Origin of the sequence: Nocardioides sp. YIM 152588, from assembly GCF_040191335.1 — a bacterium.
In the GTDB taxonomy this organism is placed as follows: Bacteria; Actinomycetota; Actinomycetes; order Propionibacteriales; family Nocardioidaceae; genus Nocardioides.
In genome coordinates this window covers 96,156-118,390 of sequence record NZ_JBEGDJ010000004.1, presented here as the reverse complement: position 1 = coordinate 118,390, position 22,235 = coordinate 96,156, and the positions used below count along the sequence as shown (strand labels likewise).

At 74.5% G+C, this 22,235-nt stretch carries 23 protein-coding genes; 13 read left to right on the top strand and 10 right to left on the bottom strand.

The window, feature by feature from the left end; all coding sequences use genetic code 11:
* Positions 1–28 precede the first annotated feature (28 nt).
* Positions 29–460 (bottom strand): (deoxy)nucleoside triphosphate pyrophosphohydrolase, encoded by a 432-nt coding sequence (locus ABLM29_RS04105; RefSeq protein WP_349712569.1) that lies wholly within the window; start codon positions 458–460, stop codon positions 29–31.
* Positions 461–573: 113 nt separating this feature from the next.
* Here ABLM29_RS04105 and ABLM29_RS04100 point away from each other — a divergent pair, with 113 nt between their 5' ends.
* Positions 574–1,230 (top strand): YitT family protein, encoded by a 657-nt coding sequence (locus ABLM29_RS04100; RefSeq protein WP_349712567.1) that lies wholly within the window; start codon positions 574–576, stop codon positions 1,228–1,230.
* A 22-nt stretch (positions 1,231–1,252) separates the two neighbouring features.
* On the opposite strand, the gene ABLM29_RS04095 is transcribed toward ABLM29_RS04100, so the two are convergent.
* Positions 1,253–1,888 carry a hypothetical protein gene (locus ABLM29_RS04095; protein ID WP_349712566.1) on the bottom strand — a complete coding sequence of 212 codons (636 nt, stop codon included), beginning with the start codon at positions 1,886–1,888 and terminating at the stop codon, positions 1,253–1,255.
* A 65-nt stretch (positions 1,889–1,953) separates the two neighbouring features.
* On the opposite strand from ABLM29_RS04095, the gene ABLM29_RS04090 reads away from it, so the two are divergent.
* On the top strand, positions 1,954–2,562 hold the full coding sequence (locus tag ABLM29_RS04090; protein ID WP_349712564.1) for a DNA-3-methyladenine glycosylase: 609 nt from the start codon (positions 1,954–1,956) through the stop codon (positions 2,560–2,562).
* A 14-nt stretch (positions 2,563–2,576) separates the two neighbouring features.
* Here ABLM29_RS04090 and ABLM29_RS04085 read toward each other — a convergent pair whose 3' ends face one another.
* Both ABLM29_RS04085 and ABLM29_RS04080 read right to left on the bottom strand, forming a co-directional pair.
* Positions 2,577–3,467: an alpha/beta hydrolase fold domain-containing protein gene (locus tag ABLM29_RS04085; RefSeq protein ID WP_349712563.1), complete on the bottom strand. Its 891-nt coding sequence runs from the start codon at positions 3,465–3,467 to the stop codon at positions 2,577–2,579.
* Between the two features lie 60 nt (positions 3,468–3,527).
* Positions 3,528–4,823, bottom strand: a complete 1,296-nt coding sequence (locus ABLM29_RS04080) for an MFS transporter (protein WP_349712562.1) — start codon at positions 4,821–4,823, stop codon at positions 3,528–3,530.
* A 115-nt stretch (positions 4,824–4,938) separates the two neighbouring features.
* On the opposite strand from ABLM29_RS04080, the gene ABLM29_RS04075 reads away from it, so the two are divergent.
* Genes ABLM29_RS04075 through ABLM29_RS04065 form a run of 3 tightly spaced genes read left to right on the top strand, consistent with a single transcriptional unit; the run spans position 4,939 to position 6,587 of the window.
* Positions 4,939–5,373, top strand: a complete 435-nt coding sequence (locus ABLM29_RS04075) for a hypothetical protein (protein WP_349712560.1) — start codon at positions 4,939–4,941, stop codon at positions 5,371–5,373.
* Between the two features lie 22 nt (positions 5,374–5,395).
* Entirely contained in the window at positions 5,396–5,938 is a 543-nt protein-coding gene (locus ABLM29_RS04070; protein ID WP_349712559.1) for a gluconokinase, read from the top strand.
* 7 nt (positions 5,939–5,945) lie between these two features.
* Complete coding sequence (locus tag ABLM29_RS04065; RefSeq protein WP_349712558.1) at positions 5,946–6,587, top strand: class I SAM-dependent methyltransferase; 642 nt, start codon at positions 5,946–5,948, stop codon at positions 6,585–6,587.
* Here ABLM29_RS04065 and ABLM29_RS04060 read toward each other — a convergent pair.
* On the bottom strand, positions 6,584–7,171 hold the full coding sequence (locus tag ABLM29_RS04060; protein ID WP_349712557.1) for a mismatch-specific DNA-glycosylase: 588 nt from the start codon (positions 7,169–7,171) through the stop codon (positions 6,584–6,586). The two genes, ABLM29_RS04065 and ABLM29_RS04060, sit on opposite strands and share 4 nt — an antisense overlap.
* Positions 7,172–7,239: 68 nt before the next feature.
* Here ABLM29_RS04060 and ABLM29_RS04055 point away from each other — a divergent pair, with 68 nt between their 5' ends.
* A complete protein-coding gene (locus ABLM29_RS04055) occupies positions 7,240–7,800 on the top strand; it encodes a hypothetical protein (RefSeq protein WP_349712556.1) in 561 nt (186 codons plus the stop codon).
* A gap of 30 nt (positions 7,801–7,830) precedes the next feature.
* Here ABLM29_RS04055 and ABLM29_RS04050 read toward each other — a convergent pair whose 3' ends face one another.
* The gene (locus ABLM29_RS04050) at positions 7,831–9,123 is read right to left on the bottom strand and encodes a phosphodiester glycosidase family protein (RefSeq protein ID WP_349712555.1); all 1,293 of its coding nucleotides are present in this window, start codon (positions 9,121–9,123) and stop codon (positions 7,831–7,833) included.
* 94 nt (positions 9,124–9,217) lie between these two features.
* Between ABLM29_RS04050 and ABLM29_RS04045 the strand changes: the two genes are divergently transcribed.
* The 3 genes from ABLM29_RS04045 (at position 9,218) to ABLM29_RS04035 (ending at position 13,038) form a co-directional block, all read left to right on the top strand.
* On the top strand, positions 9,218–10,429 hold the full coding sequence (locus ABLM29_RS04045; RefSeq protein WP_349712554.1) for a site-specific DNA-methyltransferase: 1,212 nt from the start codon (positions 9,218–9,220) through the stop codon (positions 10,427–10,429).
* Positions 10,430–10,556: 127 nt separating this feature from the next.
* Complete coding sequence (locus ABLM29_RS04040) at positions 10,557–11,879, top strand: FG-GAP-like repeat-containing protein (protein ID WP_349712552.1); 1,323 nt, start codon at positions 10,557–10,559, stop codon at positions 11,877–11,879.
* A 52-nt stretch (positions 11,880–11,931) separates the two neighbouring features.
* Positions 11,932–13,038, top strand: a complete 1,107-nt coding sequence (locus tag ABLM29_RS04035; protein ID WP_349712551.1) for a DNA polymerase IV — start codon at positions 11,932–11,934, stop codon at positions 13,036–13,038.
* Positions 13,039–13,237: 199 nt separating this feature from the next.
* On the opposite strand, the gene ABLM29_RS04030 is transcribed toward ABLM29_RS04035, so the two are convergent.
* Complete coding sequence (locus ABLM29_RS04030; RefSeq protein WP_349712549.1) at positions 13,238–14,368, bottom strand: glutamate--cysteine ligase; 1,131 nt, start codon at positions 14,366–14,368, stop codon at positions 13,238–13,240.
* Between the two features lie 68 nt (positions 14,369–14,436).
* On the opposite strand from ABLM29_RS04030, the gene ABLM29_RS04025 reads away from it, so the two are divergent.
* The 3 genes from ABLM29_RS04025 (at position 14,437) to ABLM29_RS04015 (ending at position 17,689) form a co-directional block, all read left to right on the top strand.
* Entirely contained in the window at positions 14,437–15,534 is a 1,098-nt protein-coding gene (locus ABLM29_RS04025) for an FUSC family protein (RefSeq protein WP_349712548.1), read from the top strand.
* Between the two features lie 88 nt (positions 15,535–15,622).
* Positions 15,623–17,251, top strand: a complete 1,629-nt coding sequence (locus tag ABLM29_RS04020) for a threonine/serine exporter family protein (protein ID WP_349712547.1) — start codon at positions 15,623–15,625, stop codon at positions 17,249–17,251.
* 276 nt (positions 17,252–17,527) lie between these two features.
* Positions 17,528–17,689 carry a hypothetical protein gene (locus tag ABLM29_RS04015; RefSeq protein ID WP_349712546.1) on the top strand — a complete coding sequence of 54 codons (162 nt, stop codon included), beginning with the start codon at positions 17,528–17,530 and terminating at the stop codon, positions 17,687–17,689.
* Positions 17,690–17,923: 234 nt separating this feature from the next.
* Here the strand turns inward: ABLM29_RS04015 and ABLM29_RS04010 are convergent, their stop codons facing one another.
* Both ABLM29_RS04010 and ABLM29_RS04005 read right to left on the bottom strand, forming a co-directional pair.
* Positions 17,924–18,766, bottom strand: coding sequence for an SDR family NAD(P)-dependent oxidoreductase (locus tag ABLM29_RS04010; protein WP_349712544.1), 843 nt, complete (start codon positions 18,764–18,766; stop codon positions 17,924–17,926).
* Positions 18,763–20,271 (bottom strand): flavin-containing monooxygenase, encoded by a 1,509-nt coding sequence (locus ABLM29_RS04005; protein WP_349712543.1) that lies wholly within the window; start codon positions 20,269–20,271, stop codon positions 18,763–18,765. Before ABLM29_RS04005 ends, ABLM29_RS04010 begins: the two co-directional genes overlap by 4 nt.
* Positions 20,272–20,321: 50 nt before the next feature.
* Here ABLM29_RS04005 and ABLM29_RS04000 point away from each other — a divergent pair, with 50 nt between their 5' ends.
* On the top strand, positions 20,322–20,927 hold the full coding sequence (locus tag ABLM29_RS04000) for a TetR/AcrR family transcriptional regulator (protein WP_349712542.1): 606 nt from the start codon (positions 20,322–20,324) through the stop codon (positions 20,925–20,927).
* Here ABLM29_RS04000 and rocD read toward each other — a convergent pair.
* Positions 20,911–22,134 carry an ornithine--oxo-acid transaminase gene (rocD, locus tag ABLM29_RS03995; protein WP_349712614.1) on the bottom strand — a complete coding sequence of 408 codons (1,224 nt, stop codon included), beginning with the start codon at positions 22,132–22,134 and terminating at the stop codon, positions 20,911–20,913. The two genes, ABLM29_RS04000 and rocD, sit on opposite strands and share 17 nt — an antisense overlap.
* Positions 22,135–22,235: the final 101 nt, after the last annotated feature.

Below are 22,235 nucleotides of genomic sequence, written 5' to 3'. Positions count from 1 at the left end.
GCACCGCCCGCAATGGGCCCTCAGGCCGTCAGGTCCCCGGCGCGGCCAGCAGCGCGCGGATCGGCCCGATCGCCTGCAGGTCCGACGGCAGCCAGGGGACCGACCCGAGGTCGGTCGGGCCCAGCCAGCGCACCTCGTCGTGGTCGGGGCCCGCCGCCGGCGTACCGCCGGTGATCGCGGCGAGGAAGAGGGCCAGCTCGTAGCGCTCGTCGATCGGCCACCGGCCGGACGGCCCCGGCAGCTCGTCGCCGACCGTGACCTCGAGGGCGAGCTCCTCGCGCAGCTCGCGGGCCAGCGCGAGCTCGGGCGTCTCGCCGTCCTCGACCTTCCCGCCCGGGAACTCCCACAGCCCGGCCAGCGCCTCCGGCCCGGTACGTCGGCAGCCGAGCACGCGGCTGGGCGCACCCAGGTCGTCCACGATGACGGCGCCGACGACGAGGCGCGGGAGGGGTGTCGTCACGGGCACCGTCCTACCAGGCCCGTCCGGTCGGACCCGGACGCGGCCCCCGACGTGGGCCAGATCACGTCGGCGTCGGGTCGGCGCGGACGCCGCGCGGGCGGCAGGGTTTTCGGGTGAGCACTCCCGACAGCCGGCCCGCGCAGGCCGCCCGCCCCGCGCCGGCCGACCAGCCCGAGGCACCGCCGCACTCCCTGGCCGACGACGTCTTCGCGATCGCCACCGGCACCGTGGTGATCGCGTTCGGCCTGCTCCTGCTGCGCGAGGCCGAGCTGGTCACCGGCGGCACGGCCGGCCTGGCGCTGCTGCTCTCCTACGGCCTCTCGCTGCCGTTCGGTGTGCTCTTCGTGCTCATCAACCTGCCGTTCTTCGCCCTCGCGCTCAGCCGCAAGGGGTGGCGATTCACGCTGCTCAGCCTGCTCTGCGTCGGGCTCGTCTCCGGCCTGGCCGAGCTCCACCCGCGCTTCATCGACGTGCAGGGGATCGACCCGGCGTACGCGGCCGTCCTGGGCAACCTGATGGTCGGTCTGGGCCTGCTCGTGCTGTTCCGCCACGGCGCCAGCGTCGGCGGGTTCAACATCGTCGCGATCCTGGCCCAGGAGCGGCTCGGGATGCGGGCCGGCTACGTGCAGATGGCGCTGGACGCGTTCGTCGTGCTCGGCGCGCTGTTCGTCAGCGACCCGGCCACGGTCGCGTTCTCCGCGATCGGCGCCGTCGCGCTCAACCTGGTGCTCGCGCTCAACCACCGCCCGGGGCGGTACCTGGGCGTCTGAGCCCGGCGGCGACCCGGCCCGCTCAGCCGCAGTTGTCGCAGACCCCGGTCGCGGGCAGCGCCATGAAGCAGCTCGGGCAGACGGCGACCACCGGCTCGGGCTTGGCCGGCGCCTTGGGCTCGCGCGGGGCGCGGGTGGCGGTGGCCCGCCTGGCCTTCTCTGCCGCGACCGGCACGGTGGTCTGCACGACCGGCGGCGCCTCGACGACCGGCGGCACCCAGCCCGGCGGGGCCGGGTCGGTGATGTCGAACTCGGCCAGCACCGCGCGGGCCGCGTCGGTCGGCCGGTGCTTGGGCCGGGTCACGATGTCGAACCGCGACGCGGCGCCCTCCAGGAAGGTCGGCGCGTTCGGCTGCAGCTGCGGCGGCAGCTGGCGGTGACGCCACCGCTGCGGGGCCGGGCCGCGCTGCGTGATGGTGACCAGCTCGGGGCGGCTCCAGGCCGCCAGCGTCCAGTCGTCGTGGTGGCTGATCGCCCAGACGGCGACCGCATGGTCGCCGGCGTCGGCGGCCGCCTGCAGGGCGATCCGCTCGGTGTTGGAGAACCGCCCCTCGACCCGGATCACTCCGGGGAGCGGCTGCTCGACCTTGTACTCGGCATCCTCGAGGTTCTCGATGACCTGGTGGAGCGGATCTGGCTGTGCGGCGCTGGTGTCCATGACGAAGTACGACGGTAGCCGGATCGTGTGAACGACACACCATCGGAGTCCGTGAGAATCGCGTCATGGATACGTCCGACGGCGGCGGCGCCGAGACCGGCGACGTGGTCGCCGCTGCGCGCTCCCTCCTCGGCCGGCTGCTCACCGGCCACGGCGTGGCGGTGCGGATCACCGAGGTGGAGGCCTACGGCGGCAGCCGCGACCCGGCCTCGCACGCGTTCACCCGCACGCCGCGCTCGGAGATCATGTACGGCCCGCCGTGGCGCCTCTACGTCTACCGCTCCTACGGGATCCACCACTGCGCCAACGTGGTCACGGGCCCGACCGAGCAGGGCGCCGCGGTCCTGGTCCGCTCCGGGGAGGTGGTCGCCGGCCACGACCTGGCCCGGGCCCGCCGCGGCGAGGTGGCCGACCACCGGCTGGCCCGCGGCCCCGGCAACCTCGCCCAGGCGCTCGCGATCACCCTGGCCGACAAGGGGACCGACCTGCTCGCCGGCGCGCCCGCGGCCGCAGGGGCGGTGCGGCTCGGGCCCGCGGTCCCGGACCCGGGCGCGGTCGCCAGCGGCCCGCGCGTGGGGGTGTCGAGGGCGGCCGACGTGCCGTGGCGGTTCTGGCTCGCGGGCGACCCGACCGTGTCGGCGTACCGCCGCAGCCCGCGCGCGCCCCGTCCCTAGGTGCGTGGCCCTGGCTAGGTGAGCGCGGCGCGGATGTGCGCCACCAGCTCCTCGCGGGCGCGGCGGCCCTCGGGCGTCGGCAGCAGCGGGTAGACGTGCAGCGCACCCGGCTGCTCGTGGTAGGTCAGGTCGTTCCCCGCCGCCGCCAGCGCGTCACGCAGCAGGCGGGCGTCGGGTGCGCAGATGTCCCGGTCACCGATCCAGAGGTCGATCGGCGGCAGCCCCTCGAACGACCCGAACAGCGGGCTGACCCGAGGGTCGTCCAGCGGGGTGCCGTCGGCCCAGACCCGCGCCACCTCGTGCAGGGCGGCCCGCGCCAGCCACGGGTCGTGCGGCTCCAACGCGTCGACCTCCGGGTTCGACATGGTCAGGTCGAGCCACGGCGCCATGGCCGTGACGCCGCGCACGGCGGTGACGCCCCGGGCGGCGGCCTGCTGGGCGGCGACCAGGGCCAGGTTGCCGCCGGCGGAGTCCCCGACCAGGTACATCGTCCGTCCCTCGGCCGCGCCGCGGTCGACGATGGTGGCCATCGTCTCGTGCGCCTCGCGCGCGGTGTGCTGCGGCGCGAGGCCGTAGATCGGCACCAGCACCGCCGCGTCGACCTCGCGGGCCAGCTGGCCGATCAGCTGCCAGTGGGGACCCGAGATCTCGCTGACGAAGGCGCCGCCGTGGGCGTAGACGATGGTCGGCACGTCGTAGTGGGCCATGTCCTCGCGGGTGACCGCGTAGGCCGTGAACCCGGCGATGTCGTGCATGCTCACCAGGAGGCCGTCGACCGCCCGCGCCGGCGGCTCGGGCGAGCCCTTCGGCTCGGCGAGCAGCCGTTCCGCGCCCAGCGGGTCGGCGAACCGGCGCTTGCGGGTGGCGCGCATGTAGAGGCCGATCGCCTGCATCTGCCAGGACATCGATCGCCCTCTTCCTCGCCGCTTCCGTCGTGCCGCCTCGGTCGTGCCGCGTCCGTGCGGTCAGGTCACCATGGTGGAGCCGCGCTCGACCGTCTCCCGGGGGACCAGCTGCCGGACCCGCCGGCGGTGACGCCAGATCTGGGCGGCGCCGAGGCCCCAGAGCAGGTACTGCACCGACATCGCGGCCGTGAACGCCCTGGCAGAGTAGTCGGTCGAGGAGCCCGGGGTCATCAGATCCAGCACGGCGCCGACCCCGAAGACCGCCAGCAGGGCGGCCACGAACCCGCCCTGGTTGATGATCCCGCTCGCGCTCGCCAGCCGGTGCGGCGGATTGCTGGTCCGGGCGACGTCGAAGCCGATCATCGAGACCGGCCCGGCGCAGCCGCAGACGATCATCAGGACGACGAGCAGCCACATCGGCGCCTGGCCCGGCCAGGCCAGGACCGCCGTCCAGGTGGCGGCCGTGGCGGCGACGGTGACCAGCGCGGCGGTCGAGCGGCGGTAGGGGTGGCGTCCCACCAGCCAGCCGAGCGCCGGCCCCGAGGCGACGGTGGCCACCACGATGAGGCTGAGCAGCGTGCCGGCGGCCGTCTCCGACACACCCTCGCTGACCACCAGGAACGGGAAGCCCCACAGCAGCGCCAGCAGGTGCGCGCTGAACGGGGTCGAGAAGTGCACCCAGAACCCGAGCCGGGTGCCGGGTTGGTCCCAGGAGTCCCGCAGGCTGCTCAGCAGCGCCATTCGCGACATCGGGTGGCCGCGCTCGTGGCGCCGCTCCGGCGAGTCCTGGACGACGAGCAGCAGCAGGACCAGCAGCACCGGCCCGATCGCCGCCGCGGTCAGGTAGGCGCCGCTCCAGCCGAGCTCGCGCAGCGCCCAGGTCATCGGTACGGCGGCGGCGATCGCGCCGATCTGGCCGGTGCTGCCGGTCATCTGGACCACCAGCGGGATCCGGCGGGGCGAGAACCAGCTGCTCACCAGCCGCAGCACGCAGATGAACGTCATCGCGTCGCCCATCCCGACCAGCGTCCTCGCCAGCAGCGCCTCGGGGTAGGAGCCGGCGAGCGCGAAGCCGGCCTGGGCGAGGCTGACCAGGGTCACGCCCGCGGTGAGCACGGTGCGCGGGCCGAAGCGGTCCACCAGCAGGCCCACCGGGATCTGCATGCCGGCGTACACCATCAGCTGGAGCATGGTGAAGGACGCCAGCTGGCTCGCCGACAGGTCGAAGCGGTCGGTGGCGGCCAGGCCGGCCACCGCGAGGCTGGTGCGGTGGAAGACCGCGAGCACGTAGATCGCGAGCGCCACGCCCCAGACCAGCCACGCGCGCCGCGGCGTGGTGGCGGGCGGCTGGTTCACGACCTGATCGTAGTCGTCGGCACGGGCCGCGCCGTGCGGCCGGCTGGCTGGTGGACGCGGGTGGGGCTGTGGAGAGCGGACGACGCCTCGCCGCGATCTGCTCCAGGGTGGGCGCATGAGCGATCACGAGATCCCGCCGCTGCTCCCGCCGGACCGGATGCCGCCCATCGTCGACCAGGTCAGCCTCGAGCGGACCTGGCGGGCGCTGATGGGCGAGCTCGGCTTCGCCGAGCCGCAGCTCTGGGTGCTGATCATGGCCGGCGGCCGCCCGCTCGGGCTGACCAAGGTCGAGGGCGTCCCGCTGCGGCCCGAGCCGGGGGACGCCGCCGGCCTGCTGGACCTGCTGCGCGACGCCGTCACCGACGACGAGGAGCTGGCGTTCCTGTTCGCGCGCCCCGGCCGCGCCCGCGCCGCGGGCGACGTCGCGTGGGCGCGCGCGCTGGCGCCGGGGTCGGGTCGCTGGCCGGTGCACGTCGCCAACGACCGCGAGCTCTGGGTGGTGGCTCCCGACGACCTGGCCGGCCTGGCGGGACTCGCCGACGCCGGCTGACCGCCCCGGGCAGACTGGCCGCATGACGACGGACGGAGCGGCGCCCCTCGGCGGGCCCCCGCTCCTGGTCGTGATGGGCGTCTCCGGCTCCGGCAAGTCGACCGTCGGCGCCGCGCTCGCCGGCCGGCTCGGGGTCCCGTTCGCGGACGGCGACGACCTGCACCCGCCCGCCAACATCGCCAAGATGGCGGCGGGGGTGCCGCTGGACGACGCCGACCGCGGGCCGTGGCTGGACGCGGTCGGCGCGTGGCTCGCCGCGCACGACGGCACCGGCGCGGTCATCGCCTGCTCGGCGCTCAAGCGGGTCTACCGCGACCGGCTGCGCGGGCACGCGCCGCGGCTGCGGCTCGTCCACCTGGCGGGCCCGCGCGGCACCATCGCCCGCCGGCAGGCCGACCGCCCGGGCCACTTCATGCCGGCCGCCCTGCTCGACTCCCAGTACGACGCCCTCGAGCCGCTCGGCGCGGACGAGCCCGGCATCGTCCTCGACGTCGGCGGCACCGTGGCGGCGGTCGTGGCGGACTACCTCGCGAGGACCGGTGGCGCACCCGGCCGGGTGCCATGATCGGGGCATGAGCTCGGAGCGGGGGACAGTCGGTCAGCGCTACTTCGCCGGGATCTACCCGCGGATCATGAACCGGGTCGAGGCCGGTGGCCACGGCCGGCTTCGAGCGCGGCACCTGTCCCGGGCGCGAGGCCGCACGCTCGACCTCGGCACCGGGAACGGCTACTCGGTCCCGCACTACCCGGTCGAGGTGACCGACCTGACGATGGTCGAGCCGAACCCGGGGCTCCGTGACCAGCTCCAGGCGGTGGTCGGGAAGATCCGGGCCGAGCGCTGGGAGATCCTGGACGGCGACGCCTACCGGCTCCCGTTCGAGGACGGCTCCTTCGACACGGTCGCCGCGTCGCTGCTGTTCTGCTCCCTCGACGACCCCGACCTGGCCCTGGCCGAGGTGCACCGCGTGCTGCGTCCCGGCGGCACCTTCCTCTTCCACGAGCACGTCCGCGGCCAGGGGGTGCCGGGCTTCGTGCACGACCTGATCACCCCGGTGCAGCGCAGGCTCGGCGACGGGTGCCGCCCCAACCGCGACTTCCTCGCCACCCTTGAGCGGTCCCCGCTGGCCGCGGTCGAGATCGAGGAGCACTCCGGGGCCGGCGGCCTGCTTCCCCTGGTGGTCGGCCGCGCCAGCGGCCGCCACGACGGTCGCTAGGAGACCAGCCCGGCCGCGGCGCCGACCTCCGCGTAGGCGCGGGCCAGCGAGTCCACCGTCTCGTGCGCGTTCAGCCCGCTCGGGTTGGGCACCACCCAGAGCTCGGCCGGCCCGAGCCGCTCCGGCTGCCGGCCGGGCTTCGCCGTACGACGCCGGAAGGCCGTCCGGTAGGCGGTGATCCCGGCGACCGCGACGACGCGGGGTCGCTCCCGCTCGACCAGGGCGGTCAGCTGCTCGCCGCCGGCGCGCAGCTCGTCGTCGGAGAGCTCGGAGGCCTTCGCCGTGGCCCGGTGCACGATGTTGGTGATGCCGATCCCGCGCTCGCGCAGCAGGTCCCGCTCGGCGTCGCCCATCCCCGCCGCCGGGTCGATCGGGGTGGTGATCACCCCGCCCTTGAGGAGCGCCGGGTAGAACCGGTTGCCGGGGTGGGCGAAGTGGGTGCTGGTCGCGGCCGTCCACAGGCCGGGGTTGATCCCGACGAAGAGGAGCCGCAGCTCCTGGCCGGGGCCGGTCGGCAGCAGGTCGGGGACCTCCGCGTCGCGGAACGACTCCAGCTCCTCGCGGGTGAAGGTACGGCGCGCCACCGGTCCAGCCTGCCGCACCCGCCCCGGCCGCGGTGGAACCGGGGTGCGGCGGGTACCGTCACAGCACCATGGCGATGCCCCGTCGCACCCGCCCGCCGCTGCTGGTCCTCGCGCTGATCGCGGTCCTGCCGCTCGCGGCCGCCTGCGGGGGAGAGGGCGGCGACGGCGGATCCTCGTCGGACGCCGAGGAGGGGAGCGCCGGGGCCACCGGGCAGCCGGTGGCCCACGAGCTCCTCGGCATCGTCACCCAGCCCGCCGCCGGCGGCACGGTCGACACCACCCCGACGGCGATCGACGACCGGCTCTCGCTGCTCCGCTACGCGGCGACGTTCCGGGAGAACGGTCGGGCCGGAGGGCTGCTCGCGGACGACCTCGTCGCGCTCGCGGAGGCGAACCCCGCGGGCCCCGGGCGGGCACTGGCTGCCGCGGTCGTGCGCGTCGGCTGCCTCGCGCCCGAGGAGGTCGACGTGGCCCTGGTGGCGGGGGAGGTCCGCGTCAGCGCCCCGCCGCCGCCGGACAACGTCACGTGCGTGGTGGCCGAGACCTCGGTCGCGGTGATCGACCTGCCCGCGGACCTGCTGCCGATCGATCCGGGTCCCACCCGCACGGCCGACGGCTCCGGGTCCTGACCGGGCGGGTGGCTCGGCCCGGCTGCGGGCTCAGGGCTCCTGGTAGGTGACCACGAGCGCGTTGGCCACCGAGCGCTGGTGCCCGTCCGAGGGCGAGTTGAGGACCCGGTTCCTCCCGTCGCGCAGCGACACCATCGTCGACGAGCCGCCGCCGTCCAGGTTCAGCCCCGCCCGGGCACCCATCTTCTTCAGCCGTCGCGCGATCTCCACCATCGTGTAACCGTCGCTGAACTCCTGGCGGCCCTCGACCACCAGGAGGATGATGCGGTGCCGCTTGCGGTCGATCCCGACGGCGGTGCGCGGGTGGAGCTCGCGGTTGTCGGTGGCCACCACCTTGCCGTTCTTCAGCACGATCGCGTTTCCGGTGATCCCGGTGCCGAGGCCGCCGGTGGCGCCCCACTTCATCCGGACGCGGTCACCGACCGCGAGCGCGTCGAACTGCGCCGTCTGGCGCGCGCCGCGGGCCACCAGGATCCGGCCCGTGAACTTCTGGCCGGCCGGGAAGACGTGGCGCTTCTCGACGATCTCGCCGCCCTCGACGCGGATCATCCGGACGTTCTCGGTCTGCCCGTCGGTCCAGCGGTAGCCCGAGGTGGTGCCCCATCGGGGCGTGTAGATGCCGATGCCGTTCGGCATCACCTGGGCGGAGTTGAAGTTGGTCAGCGGGATGCCCGTCCGGTTCGGCAGCTTGATCGTCACCGGCACGAGGCCGATCCGCGGCGTGCCGTCCGCGTCGAAGTAGAACCCCGAGTTCCAGCCGCTGCGGCGGCCGTTGACGAGCCGCCCCCGGTCGATGCCGACGCCGAGCGCGGCGCCGGTGTCGCCGATGTCGAAGAAGTCGCCGTTCACGCCGGCGACCGAGTGCGGGATCTTGCGGACCATGCGCTTGGTCGGCGCGGTGCGGGCCACCACCTCCGGGCTGCCCAGCCGGAAGCCGACGCCGGGCTTGTCGTACCGAGCGGTGACGACGTAGTACCGGACCTCCCGGCCGGGCCAGGTCTCGGTGAAGGAGCCCGCCCACACGCCGGGGGCGACCTGGTAGCGGAACCGCTTCGTGACCTTGGTCCGTGCCGCGGCGCGCGCCGAGCGCTCCGGGGCGCTGGGCCCGATCACGCGGTCCGAGGTCTGCCAGGTGGTCGGGTCGGAGCCGGCCGGGCGGCGGCGCACCTTGCCGTCACCGTCACCGTCGCCGTCCTGGCGTGCGGCGCTCGCCAGCGCGGCCGTCGAGGCGGCGGCGGGCTCGTCGTCGGTGTCGAGGAGGAACAGGGGTGCGGCCGTCGCGAGCACGGCGACGAGCAGCAGCGCGGGGAAGTGGCGACGCATGGACTCGATGCTAAGCACGCGGCGGCGGCCGATCGGGGAGCCGCTCCGGCGTGGCCGTCGGCGCGATCCGGGCAGGTCAGGCGAGGATGGGGCCGTGCCGGAGCCGTGGAACACCTTCATCGAGGGCGACAACCTCGAGGTGCTGCCCACCCTGCCCGCCGGCGGCGTGGACCTGATCTACGTCGACCCGCCGTACAACACCGGCAACGACTTCGCCTACCGCGACGACTTCCGCGGGGAGCGCGGCACCGGGGCGCTCGGCCGGCACGCGGCGTGGACCGCGATGATGCGGCCGAGGCTCGTCGAGGCGCGGCGCGTGCTGTCGCCCGGCGGCGCCATCTTCGTCAGCATCGACGACCACGAGGTGGCCCACCTGCGGCTGCTGATGGACGAGGTCTTCGGGGAGGCGAACCTGCTCGGCCAGATCGTGGTCAACCTCAACCCCAAGGGCCGTCAGCTGGGGCGGGGCTTCGCCACGTCGCACGAGTACCTGCTGGCGTACGCCCGCGAGCTGCCCCGGTGCGCGCTCGACGCCTCCAGCCCGTCGACCGTGGTGGAGTCCGACTTCCCGCTGGTCGCCGAGGACGGTCGTCGCTACCGGCGCCTGCCCCTGCGCAACACGAACAAGAAGTTCAACCCCGCCACCGCCCCGACGCTGCACTTCCCGCTGTGGGGCGACCCCGGCTCCGGCCGCGTGGCCGCCGAGCCGTTCGCCGGGGGCACCCGGATCGAGCCCGTCTTCGGCGACGGCAGCCCTGCCGTGTGGCGCTGGTCGGTGCCGCGGATCGAGGAGCGCGCCGGGGACCTGGAGTGCCGGCCGGTCCGCGGGGCGCGCGGCGAGCGCGTGGACGTGTTCCAGCGCGACTGGCTGCACCCGCTCGGTGGCGCGAGGCGGCGCAAGAAGCTGCGCACCATCTGGCTCGCCGAGGAGATCGGCTCCACCGACACCGCCGTCGCCGAGCTGAAGGCCGTGCTCGGGCACGTCTTCGAGTCGCCCAAGCCGACCGGCCTGGTGCGCCGCATCCTGGAGACGATGCCCGAGGACGCCCGGGTGCTCGACTTCTTCGCCGGCAGCGGCACCACGGGCCACGCGGTCGCGCTGGCCAACGCCGCCGACGGCGGGAGCCGGACCTGCCTGTCGGTGAACTCCGCCGAGCCGACCCGCCCCGGCAGCAACGCCGAGCGCGCCGGCTACCCGACCGTCGCCGCCATCACCCGGGCACGGCTGCGGGCGGTCGCCGAGAGGGTGGGCGGCGGCTTCGCCGAGGTGGGACCGGCGACGGCCGCCGAGCGGCGCGCCCGCTGAGCCCGGACCGGGGCGAGCCTCGCCGGAACGGGGGAAATCCCGGCGGTACGGCGACGCGCGGGCCCCGGCGCGGGTCATCCTGCGAGCCCGGCGGCCCCGCGCCGCCGGGCAGTGGAGAGGACGCGCGATGAACCGGTACTCGGCGCAGCCCGGCTGGTACCCGGACGGCGACGGCTGGGAGCGGTGGTGGGACGGCTCGGGCTGGACCGCGCACCGCCGCCAGGCCGAGACCGGCCCGGTCCAGCCGCCGGCGCCACCGCCCGGGCCGGGTCCCGGCGGGGCCGGCCGGCGCCCGTGGTGGCCGTGGGCGGTGCTGGTGCTGGCGCTCGTGGTCGTCGTCGGCGTCGGCGTGGCGCTCGCCGTCGTACGGCCCTGGGAGGGCGAGGAGGCGGGCGGGACCGCGGTCGCGGAACCGGCGCCGGTCGTCACCGGGGACCAGGACGGCGACGGGCTGGGCGACGTCGTGCTGACGCTGTTCGCGCCCGGGGACGGCACCACGGAGCTGCTGGGCACGAGCAACGGCCGGGGCTTCGACCTCCGCGCCGAGGAGATCGACTCCGCGGTCGCGTTCGCCAACCGGTGGGCCGACTGGGACGGCGACGGCCTCGAGGAGCAGCTCTCCTGGTCCTACGACGACGGCAGCGGCACGCTGGCGTTCCGGACGACGGACACCGACGGCCCCGCGCCGGACCCGGTCACCCTCTCCTTCGCCGCCGACGGCCGGGACGCCGATGCCGCGCTCATCCCCGGCGACTTCGACGGGGACGGCGCCACCGACCTGCTCGTCGAGGGGCCGCAGGGTCGCCTCGACGAGCTGTGGGTGATGGTCGGCGGTGGAGACGGCACGTTCGCCGACCCGGTGCTGTGGGGCGCCCTCCCCAACGCCGCCGTGAACTACACGCTGCTCACGCCCGGCGACTTCGACGGTGACGGGGACGACGACATCTTCGCCGAGGTGCCCGCCGAGACCCTGACCGACGCCAACCACAGCTACGAGGACTACTACAGCGGCGCGGACGGCTACCGGCAGATCACCTCGACCGGGACCTCGTTCGAGGTCGGCGACGTGGTCGAGCCGACCGACTTCGCCTGGGCCTACGTCGCCTTCGACCCCGGCACGGGGCCCGACCTGGTGGCCGGCCTCGGGCACAACGCGGGGAGCGGGGAGATCATCGTGACCACCTACGAGCTCGCCGACGGACGGCTCGCGGCCCGGCCGGGGCCGGTCCTGCGCGACCCGGCGGGCGAGCTGCGGGTCACCGCCGCGACGGCCTCCGACGTCGACGGCGACGGTGACGACGACCTCGTGTACGTCGCCAAGGACCTCGACACCCAGGAGCTGGGCGAGATCGTGGTGCTCCTCGGCGAGGACGGAGCGCTCCAGGCCGGCACCGGCTGGGGCCGCCTGCCGCAGTGCCGGACCGACTCCTGCTACGTCTGGTTCGAGTGAGCGCCTCGGCTCCGGCGGGCCGCCGCGGGCGCGCTGGGGTCTACTGGGGGCGATGACCACGCCGGTGCTGCACCTGGACCTCGACCAGTTCCTGGCCGCGGTGGAGGTGCTGCGCCGCCCCGAGCTGGCCGGGCGGCCGGTCGTGGTCGGCGGTCGTGGCGACCCGACCGAGCGTGGGGTGGTCTCCACCGCGTCGTACGAGGCCCGGGCCTACGGCGTCGGCTCCGGCACGCCGCTGCGGATCGCCGCGCGCCGGTGCCCCGACGCGGTCTTCCTGCCGGTCGACCGGGAGCACTACGAGGAGGTCTCGGCGCGGGTATTCGACGCCGTCCGCGCCCAGGAGTGGGGCGGTGCCCCGCTCGTGGTCCAGGTCCTCGGCTGGGACGAGGCGTTCCTCGGGGCGGCCCCCGGGGCCGCCGCCGACCCGGAGCCCGCCGAGGGGGTCGCCGAACGCCTGCGCGCCGCGGTGCTGGAGCGGTGCGGCCTGACCTGCTGCGTCGGGATCGGCGACAACAAGCTGCAGGCCAAGCTGGCCACGGGGTTCGCCAAGCCCCGGGCGGGGCCGCCCGGCGCGGGGCCCGAGCCGGGCAGCGGCGTGCACCGGATCAGCGACGAGACCTGGTTCCCGGTGCTCGGGCCGCGGCCCACGCGCGCGCTGTGGGGGATCGGCTCCAGGACCGCCGCCCGGCTGGCCGACCTGGGCATCGACACCGTCGAGGACCTGGCGCGCGCCGACCCCTCCGCGCTGGCCGACGCGTTCGGCCCGACCACCGGTCCCTGGCTGCGCCGCCTCGGCCGCGGCGTCGACCCCAGCCCGGTCGACCCGACCCCGTGGGTGGCGCGCGGCCACGGCCGCGAGGAGACGTTCCAGACCGACCTCACCGACTGGGCCGACGTCGCCGAGCAGGTACGACGCCTGGCCCGCCTCGTCGCCGAGGACATCCGTGCCGAGGGCCGGCCGGCGGTGCGGGTCGAGCTGAAGCTGCGCTACGTGCCGTTCTTCACCGTCACCCGCAGCCACAAGCTGCCCGCCCCGACCGGCGACGCCGACGTGCTGGCCGAGGAGGCCGTGGCCCTGCTGGAGCGCGTCGAGCGCGACCGGCCCGTCCGGCTGCTCGGCGTGCGGCTGGAGATGACGCCACCAGAGCGCGGGCACTGAGCCGCCGCGGAAGTGACGTCCGCTAGCGCGGGGAACGCGCGCGAAGCGCGCCGGAGGAAGCGACGAAGGAGCGACCGGAGGGCGCGAGCGGGCTTCTCCGCGTGCGGACGCAGTGAGTCGCCAGGCGACCTGGCACTGCGAAATGCTCGACCGCGTGGCCGGCAGCGTGGCGGAGCGAAGCGGAGCCACGCTCGGCCAATCAGGCGAGGTCGGTGCGGAGCTCCTGCACGACGGAGTCGACCACGGCGACCAGGTCGTTGCCGGTGCGCTCGGCGACCCGGCGCTGCCGCACGTAGGACGGGCCGCGCTCGATGATGTCGAGGACGCCGGCCAGCTCGGCCGCGCAGCCCAGCCGCTCGGCGACCGGCATCAGGCGCGGCACCAGCTCGGCCAGGTCGTCGGTGACCAGGCGCTCGTGGGAGGCGGCGTCCAGGATCACGATCGCGTCGATCCCGTAGCGGGCGGCGCGCCACTTGTTCTCCTGCACGTGCCACGGCGGCATGGTCGGCAGCTCCTCGCCGGCCGCGGCCCGCTCGTCGAGCCAGACCACCAGGCAGTGGGTGAGCGCCACCAGCGGCGCGAGGTCGGCGAACGTGGAGACGCCGTCGCAGATCCGGTTCTCCAGCGTCCCGAGGTTGACCGCCGGGCGCACGTCCCAGCGGATCTCGTTGAGCTCGTCGATCACGCCGGTGACCAGCTGGTCCTCGGCGAACGCCTCGAACTCCTCCCAGCGCTCGAACTGGAACGGCAGCCCGGCGGTCGGCAGCTGCTGGAACATCAGCGCGCGGTTGGAGGCGTAGCCGGTGTCGACGCCGGCCCAGATCGGGGAGGAGGCCGAGAGGGCCTGGAGGTGCGGGTAGTAGGTGAGCAGCGCCGAGAGGACCGGCATCACGCGCTCGACCGCGGGCATCCCGACGTGCACGTGCACGCCCCAGATCAGCATCTGCCGGCCCCACCACTGGGTGCGGTTGATCAGCTCCGCGTAGCGGACCCCCTCGGTGAGCTGCTGGCCGGTCCAGGAGGCGAACGGGTGGGTGCCGGCGCCGTACAGGTCCAGGTCGAGGGCGTCGCAGGCCGGCAGCACGTAGCCGAGGGTGTCGCGCAGCTCGGCCATCGCCGCCGGGACGGTGCGGTGCACGCCGGTGACCACCTCGACGGTGTTCTTGAGCAGCTCCTTGTGCAGGCGGCTCGGGTCCGGCATGCGCGCCTTGGCGCGGGCGAACAGGTGCGCGGCGTCGTTGCGCAGATCGCGGGTGCGGCGGTCGACCAGCGCGAACTCCCACTCGACGCCCAGCGTCGGCTCGGGGGAGGCGTGGAAGTCGATCCGCACGGGGAAAGCGTTCCACACCGCGTGCCTCGTGCGGACCTCGGCGCGGCGTGACGTGGAAGGATCGCCGCATGGACGCGCCCCTGGACCGGCTCTGGGCGCGGGGCAGGATGTCGGCCCGGCAGCGGATCGGCCGCTGGCGGAGCAAGGTGTTCGCGGTCGTGCAGTGCTCGGTCGCGGCCGGCGTCGCCTGGCTCGTGGCCACCGAGGTCTTCGGCCACACCACGCCGTTCTTCGCGCCGGTGGCGGCCGTGGTCTCGCTCGGCACCTCCTACGGCCAGCGGCTGCGCCGGGTCGCCGAGGTGACCGTCGGGGTCGCGATCGGCGTCTTCATCGCGGACGTGCTCGTGCTCTGGATCGGCTCGGGCGCCTGGCAGCTCACGGTGATCGTGGCGCTGGCGATGTCGACGGCGCTGCTGCTCGACGCCGGCAACGTCTTCGTCAACCAGGCGGCGGTGCAGTCGATCGTGGTGGCGACGCTGATCAGCGACCCGGCCGACGCGCTGACGCGATGGACGGACGCGCTGATCGGCGGCGGGGTCGCACTGGTCGCCGCCGCGGTGGTGCCCGCGGCGCCGCTGCGGCGACCGCGCGAGCAGGCGGCGGCGGTCGCGCGCAAGATCGCCGCGCTGCTGCGCGCCGCCAGCCAGGTGATGATCGACGGGGAGAGCGAGCCCGCGCTGGCCCTGCTCGCCGACGCCCGCGCCACGGACCGGATGATCCGCGAGCTGCAGGCGGCGGCCAGCGAGGGGATGTCGGTGGTCAGCTCGTCCCCGTTCCGCCGGCGGCACCGGGAGCCGGTCCGGCAGATGGCCGAGCTGGTCGACCCGTTGGACCGGTCGCTGCGCAGCACCCGGGTGCTGGTGCGGCAGGTCGCGGTGGCGGCGTACCGGCGGCGCCAGGTCCCGGGCTCGTACGCCGACCTGACCGCCGACCTCGCGATCGCGGTCGACCGGGTCGCGGACGAGCTCGCCGCCAACCGGATGCCGGCCGCCGCCCGCGACGGGCTGCTCGCCGTAGGCCAGGCCACCGGGCTGGTGGAGCGGACCAGCGAGCTGACCGGGGCGGCGATCCTGGCGCAGGTCCGCTCCATCACGGTCGACCTGCTGCTGGTCACGGGGATGGACCAGCTGGAGGCCACCGACGCGCTGCCGCCGCCCGGCCGCTGAGCCCGGCCGCTCCGTCCCCCGCGGGTCCCGCGCAGCCGGATACCCCCGGTGGGTGGGCTGGCCCGGAGAGTCCTGTCACGATGACGGGATGAGTGACGACCGGCGTCTGGCGCAGACGCTCGACCTCTGCCTCCGGGTGGGGGAGGTGCTGCTCTCCTCCGGCGCGGGCGCCGCGGACGTGACCGCGACGATGCGCGCCCTCGCGCAGGCGCTGGGGATCCGGCACCCGCAGATCGACGTCACCTTCACCTCGCTCTCGATGAGCGTCCAGATGGGGCCCGACGAGTCGCCGCTGTTCCAGATCCGGCAGGTCACCCACCGCGACATCGACTACGAGGACCTGACTCGGGTCGACCACCTGGTCCGCGAGGTGCTCGCGGAGCGGATCGACCTGGTCGAGGCCCGCGCCCGGGTGGCGCGGATCGTCTCCTCCGGGCATGCGCGCCCACGCTGGGCGGCCACGCTCGGCTGGGGCGGCATGTGCGCCGGCGTCGGCGTGCAGCTGGGCGGCTCGGGGACCGTGGTGATCGCCGCGTTCCTGGCCGCGGTCGCGATCGACCGGCTGCAGTACCTGATGACGCGGCGACTGATCCCCGTCTTCTACCAGCAGATCGCCGGGGCGGCGCTGGCGACCGTCCTCGCCGCGGCCACCACGCGGGTCGCCGAGGCTTGGGTCCACCTCGACGCCTCGCTCGTGGTCAGCGCGAACATCATCATGCTGCTGGCCGGCATCGGCTTCATGGGTGCGGTCCAGGACGCGCTCTCCGGGTTCTACGTCACCGGCAGCGCGCGGATGCTCGAGGCGATGCTGGCCACGATCGGCGTCATCGCCGGCGTCGGCGGCGGCCTGAGCCTGGCCGCGGCGATCGGGCTCGACATGCCGCGCCTCGAACCTGCGCGCACCGACCTGGTCGGCATCGGCGTCGCGGCGCTCGGCGCCGCCTTCGCCGCGGCGTCGTTCGGCTACGCGTCGTACGCGCCGATGCGGACCCTGGCGCCGATCGGTGGGCTCGCCGGGGTGGCCGTGGTCGTCACCTTCGCGGTGGAGACGCAGGACTTCGGCCGGGCCTGGGCGGTCGGCCTCGCGGCGTTCGCGATCGGCCTGGTCTCCTACCGGGTCTCGGGGCGGCTGCAGGTGCCGCCGCTGATCGTGGTGGTCTCCGCGATGGTGCCGTTGCTGCCCGGACTCTCCATCTATCGCGGACTGGCGCTGATCGGCGAGGGCAACGACGCCGCGACCGCCGACGGCATCCTCGCCATGGTCACCGCGTTCTCGATCGCGATCGCCCTCGCCGCCGGCGTCATCCTGGGCGAGTACGTCGCCCAGCCGGTCGCCCGCGAGGCGCGCAAGGTCCCGGTCCGGCTCTCCGGCCCGCGCCTGGTCGGCGTCACCCGGACCAAGACCCGGGCGCTGCTCAAGCGGGAGCGGGCCGCCGAGCGGGCGGCGCAGGAGGCGGAGACCGTCGTCATCCCGACCCAGGACGTCGCGGCGCTCGCCGCCGAGGAGGACGCCGAGGAGACGCGCGTCGTCGACCCCGGCTCGAAGCCCGCGGCGGCGCCGGAGGCGAGCGGCGTTGAGGTGCCGGAGCCGAGCGGCGCTGAGGCGCCTGAGCCGAGCGGCGTTGAGGTGCCGGAGCCGGTCCGCGGTGATGACCCCGCGCGCGTCGAGATCTCCCTCGACGAGATCCGGCGACGCGAGGAGAGGCCGGGCGAGTAGCCGGGCGCGGGCTTCGGCGCGTTCTGCCGGCGGCGGTGGTGTGGGTTGTGTGCCTCACGCATCGGCATAGAGGGTTCCTGGGCACACGACCCCGTCCGCGCCCGAGTTCGGCTCGAGTCGTGTGCCCCACAAAGCGGCAGAGCGGGTTCTCAGGCACACGACTCGCCCGCCCCACGCTGCCGCCATCCGGGCGTCCCGGGCTCCGGTTCGGGCAGACTGGGCGTGTCGCTGGCGGTGGGCGTGTAGCGATCGACGCCCGTTCGGAATGGGGGATGGATGATCAAGTTGATCCTGCTGGTGCTCGCCATCGGCGCGCTGCTCGCCCTGATCTGGTTGAGCGCTGGTCTCCCTGACCGCGGCCCGGGCGACAAGCTCGGGCGCAAGTACCGGGAGAAGGGCGGCGGTTGGGGCGGCGGCGGTTGGGGCGCCGGCCAGTAGGCCGATGCTCAGGCGCTGAGGCGGGTCGTGTGTCTGATGCATCGGCATACCGGGTTCTCAGGCACACGACGCCGGCCACGCGCGGGTCTGGTGTGGGTCGTGTGCCTCACGCATCGCCATACCGGGTTCTCAGGCACACGACCCCGCCCCGACGGCTCACTCGCCCCGACGGCGCACCCGCCCCGACGGCGCACCCGCCCCGACGGCGCACCCGCGCCGACGGCGACCAGCCCCTCAGACGACCGACGTCTTCGCCGGCATCACCTTGCGGGCCACCAGGGCCACCACGTCCTCGTACCGGCTCCCGGCGAGCTTCTGGAAGTGGTGCAGGGCGTGGGCGTCCAGGCCGACCAGCACGCGGGCCCGGTTCCTCAGGATGCCGCCGACGATGATCTCCGCGGCCTTCTCCGGCGTCATCGACGCGAGCTTCTCGTCGAAGAGCTTCGCGGTGGCGGCCTTGTCCTCCTGGTCGGAGACGCGGGCGTTGCGGGCGATGGCGGTCTTGATGCCACCGGGGTGGACGGCGGTGACGCCGACCGGGTGGCCGGCGATCAGCATCTCCTCGCGCACCGCCTCGGTGAAGCCGCGCACGGCGAACTTGGTGGCGTTGTAGGCGCTCTGGCCGGGCATCGCGAGCAGCCCGAACAGGGAGGAGAGGTTGACCAGGTGGCCGTCGCCGGAGGCGATCAGGTGCGGCAGGAACTCCTTGGTGCCGTGCACGACGCCCCAGAAGTTGATGCCGACGATCCAGTCCATGTCCTCGTAGGAGAGGTCGATCGCGTCGCCGGCCAGCGCCACGCCGGCGTTGTTGACGACCACGTTGACCCGGCCGAAGTGCTCGGCGACCGCGGCCGCGTACGCCGTGAAGGCGGCCCGGTCCGCGACGTCGAGCCGGTCCGAGCGGACCTCGGGCGCCTCGGCGTCCTCGGCCAGCGCGACGGTCTCGGCCAGCCCGGCCTCGTCGACGTCGGAGAGCGCGAGCAGCGAGCCGCGGCGGGCGCAGTTGACCGCGATGGCGCGGCCGATGCCGGAGCCGGCGCCGGTGATCACGACGACCTGGTTCTTGAGGGTCTTCATGCGGGGAGGGTCTCCTTGGGTGAGGGGCTGCTGGCAGGGCTGGGGTCGGTCACCTGGTAGGCGCCCCGGTCGAAGCGGGACAGGTGCCGCCGGAACGTGAAGGTGTGGCCGGGCCAGAGGGTGGTGTTGCGGCCGAAGGCGTCCAGGTACCACGACGCGCAGCCGCCGGCGGTCCACACGGTGCCCGCCATCCGCTCCTGCACCGTCTCGTTCCAGGCGTCCTGGGCGGCGGCGGTGGGCTCGAGCGGTGCCCAGCCCGATCGGCGCAGCGTGTCGACCGCGTCGACGACGTACCGCACCTGGGACTCGATGATGTGGACCATGCTCGAGTGGCCCAGTGCGGTGTTCGGGCCGACCAGCTGGAACAGGTTCGGGAAGCCGTGGAACGTCGTGCCCTTGTAGGCCTGCATCCCGGTCGCGGCCCAGACCTCGGCGAGCGTGCGGCCGTCGCGGCCGGTGATGCGCTCGGCGATCGGCGGGTCGGTGACGTGGAACCCGGTCGCGATCACCAGCACGTCGACCTCGCGCTCGGCCGCCTCGGCGTCGACGACCCCGCCCGGGGTGATCCGGTCGATGCCCGCGGTGACCAGGTCGACGTTGTCGGCGGCCAGCGCCGGGTACCAGGCGTTCGAGATCAGGATCCGCTTGCACCCGGCCCGGTACGTCGGCGTGACCGCCTCCCGCAGCTCCGGGTCGGCGATCCCGCGCCGGATGTTGGCCTTCGCGGCGGCCTCGGTCAGCGCCTGCAGCTGCGGGAACCGGACGAACGCCGGCACCCGCGCCTCGAGCGTCGCGTAGACGCCGGCGCGCACCGCGCGCTGGACGCCGGGGAACCGCCGGTACACCGCGCGCCGCCTCTCGGAGGTGCGGCGCTCGTTGCGGGGGATCACCCAGTTCGGCGTGCGCTGGTAGACGTCGACCCGGGCCGCGACCTTGCGCAGCTCGGGGACCACCTGGATCGCCGAGGCACCGGTGCCGATCACCGCCACGCGCTTGCCGGCCAGGTCGACGTCGTGGTCCCAGCGGGCGGTGTGGAAGACCGGCCCGGCGAACGTGTCGATCCCCGCGATGTCGGGGAGCCGGGGCTCGGACAGCCCGCCGGCGCCGGCGATCAGCGTGCGGGCGGCGTACGCGCCGACGGAGGTGTCGACCAGCCACCGCCGCGTGGGTGCGTCCCAGCGGGCGCCGAGCACCTCGGTCCCGAACCGGAAGCGGTCCAGCGTGCCGGAGCCGGCGGCGACGTCGCGGAGGTAGGCGAGGATCTCCGGCTGCGGCGAGTAGGCCGCGGACCAGTCGGGGTTGAGCGCGAACGAGAACGAGTAGAGCTGGCTCGGCACGTCGCAGGCGGCGCCCGGGTAGGTGTTGGCGTGCCAGGTGCCGCCGACGTCGGTGTCCTTCTCGATGACGACGAAGTCGCGCTCGCCCGCCTCCTGCAGCCGGATCGCCGCGCAGAGGCCGCCGAAGCCGGCGCCGATGATCAGGTGGTCGACCTCGGTTGTCCCCATGCCGGGGACCGTATTGGCGCTATTGAACGCGTGTCAATAGAATCCGGGGCGTGACCCCGCCCACCCCGAGCGGCCGCGTGCGCCTCTCGCCCGCCGAACGCCGCGAGCAGCTGCTGACCCTCGGCGTGCAGCTGTTCAGCCAGGGCTCGATCGAGGAGATCTCCATCGACCGGCTGGCCGAGGTCGCCGGCGTCTCGCGCGGGCTGCTCTACCACTACTTCGGCAGCAAGCAGGGCTTCTACGAGGCCGTCGTCCAGCACGCCGCCGACGACCTGGTGGCACAGACCGCGCCGATCGACGACCCGGACCCGCTGGTCCGGCTGCACCACTCGATGGCGGCCTACGTCGACTACGTGGTCGACAACCTCGAGGGCTACCGGTCGCTGGTGCGGGCCGCGGCCGGCGGCAACGAGGCGCTGCGCCGGATCTACGAGGAGGCGCGGGCGGCGCTGACGGACCGGATCTTCCGCGCCGAGGGCGCCGGTGAGCTGATCCCCGACAGCGCCGCCACCCGGCTCGTGGTGCGCGGGTGGGCGGCGTACGCCGAGGAGACGGTGCTCGCCTGGTGCGAGCGCCCCGACGGGGTGGAGCGCGGGGACCTGGTCCGGCTGCTGGCCGACTCGCTCCCCGCGCTCGTGGTCACCCTCGGTCGCTGAGGACCGCCTCGAGCTGGTCCAGGCCCCACGAGAGGTCCTCGGCGGAGATGGTCAGCGGCGGCGCGAGCCGGATCGTCGAACCGTGGGTGTCCTTGGCGAGGACGCCGCGCGCCATCAGCCGCTCGCAGATCTCGCGGCCGGTGCCGATCGCCGGGTCGATGTCCACGCCCGCCCACAGGCCGCGGACGCGGACGCCGACCACGCCGTGGCCCTGCAGCGCGTGCAGGCGCTCCGAGAGCAGGGCGCCCAGCTCCGCGGCGCGGGCCTGCGGCTCGCCGTCGGCGAGCATCGCGACCACCTCGGCGCCGACGGCGCAGGCGAGCGGGTTGCCGCCGAAGGTCGAGCCGTGCTGGCCGGGCTTGAGCACGCCGAGCACGTCGCGGTCGCCGACCACCGCGGAGACCGGCACGATGCCGCCGCCGAGTGCCTTGCCCAGCACGTATAGGTCCGGTACGACGCCCTCGTAGTCGCACGCGAAGGTGCGACCGGTGCGGCCGAGGCCGGCCTGGATCTCGTCGGCGACGAAGAGCACGCCGTGGCGGGTGCACGCCTCGCGGACGCCGCGCAGGTAGCCCTCGGGCGGGATGATCACGCCGCCCTCGCCCTGGATCGGCTCGATGAGCACGGCCACCGTGTCGGGCGTGATCGCGGCCTCGAGGGCGGCCAGGTCGCCGTACTCGACCATGTCGAAGCCGGGGGTGAACGGGCCGAAGCCGTCGCGGGCGTCGGGGTCGTCGGAGAAGCCGACGATGGTCGTGGTGCGGCCGTGGAAGTTGCCGGCCGCGACGATGATCCGGGCCCGGTCCGCGGCGACGCCCTTGACCTCGTAGCCCCACTTGCGGCTCACCTTGATCGCGGTCTCGACGGCCTCGGCGCCGGTGTTCATCGGCAGCACCAGGTCCTTGCCGCACAGGTCGCCCAGGCCGGCGCAGAACTCGGCGAACTTGTCGTGGATGAAGGCGCGGCTGGTGAGCGTCAGCCGGCCCAGCTGCTCGCGGGCGACCTCGACCAGGCGGGGGTTGCTGTGGCCGAAGTTGAGCGCGGAGTAGCCGGCCAGCAGGTCCAGGTAGCGGCGGCCCTCGACGTCGGTCATCCAGGCGCCCTCGGCGTGCTCGATGACGACCGGCAGCGGGTGGTAGTTGTGCGCGGTGCGTGCCTCGGCCCGCTCCACGGCCTCCGGCGTGCTGATGTGCGCGGTCGGGATCATGGTGGTCATCGGGCCTCCCTCGTTCGGCGTGAGCGCAGTGGATCGCAAGATTGTCTGACAATCCGTGAGGACACGGTAGCCCACGCCGCCCGCGAAACCCA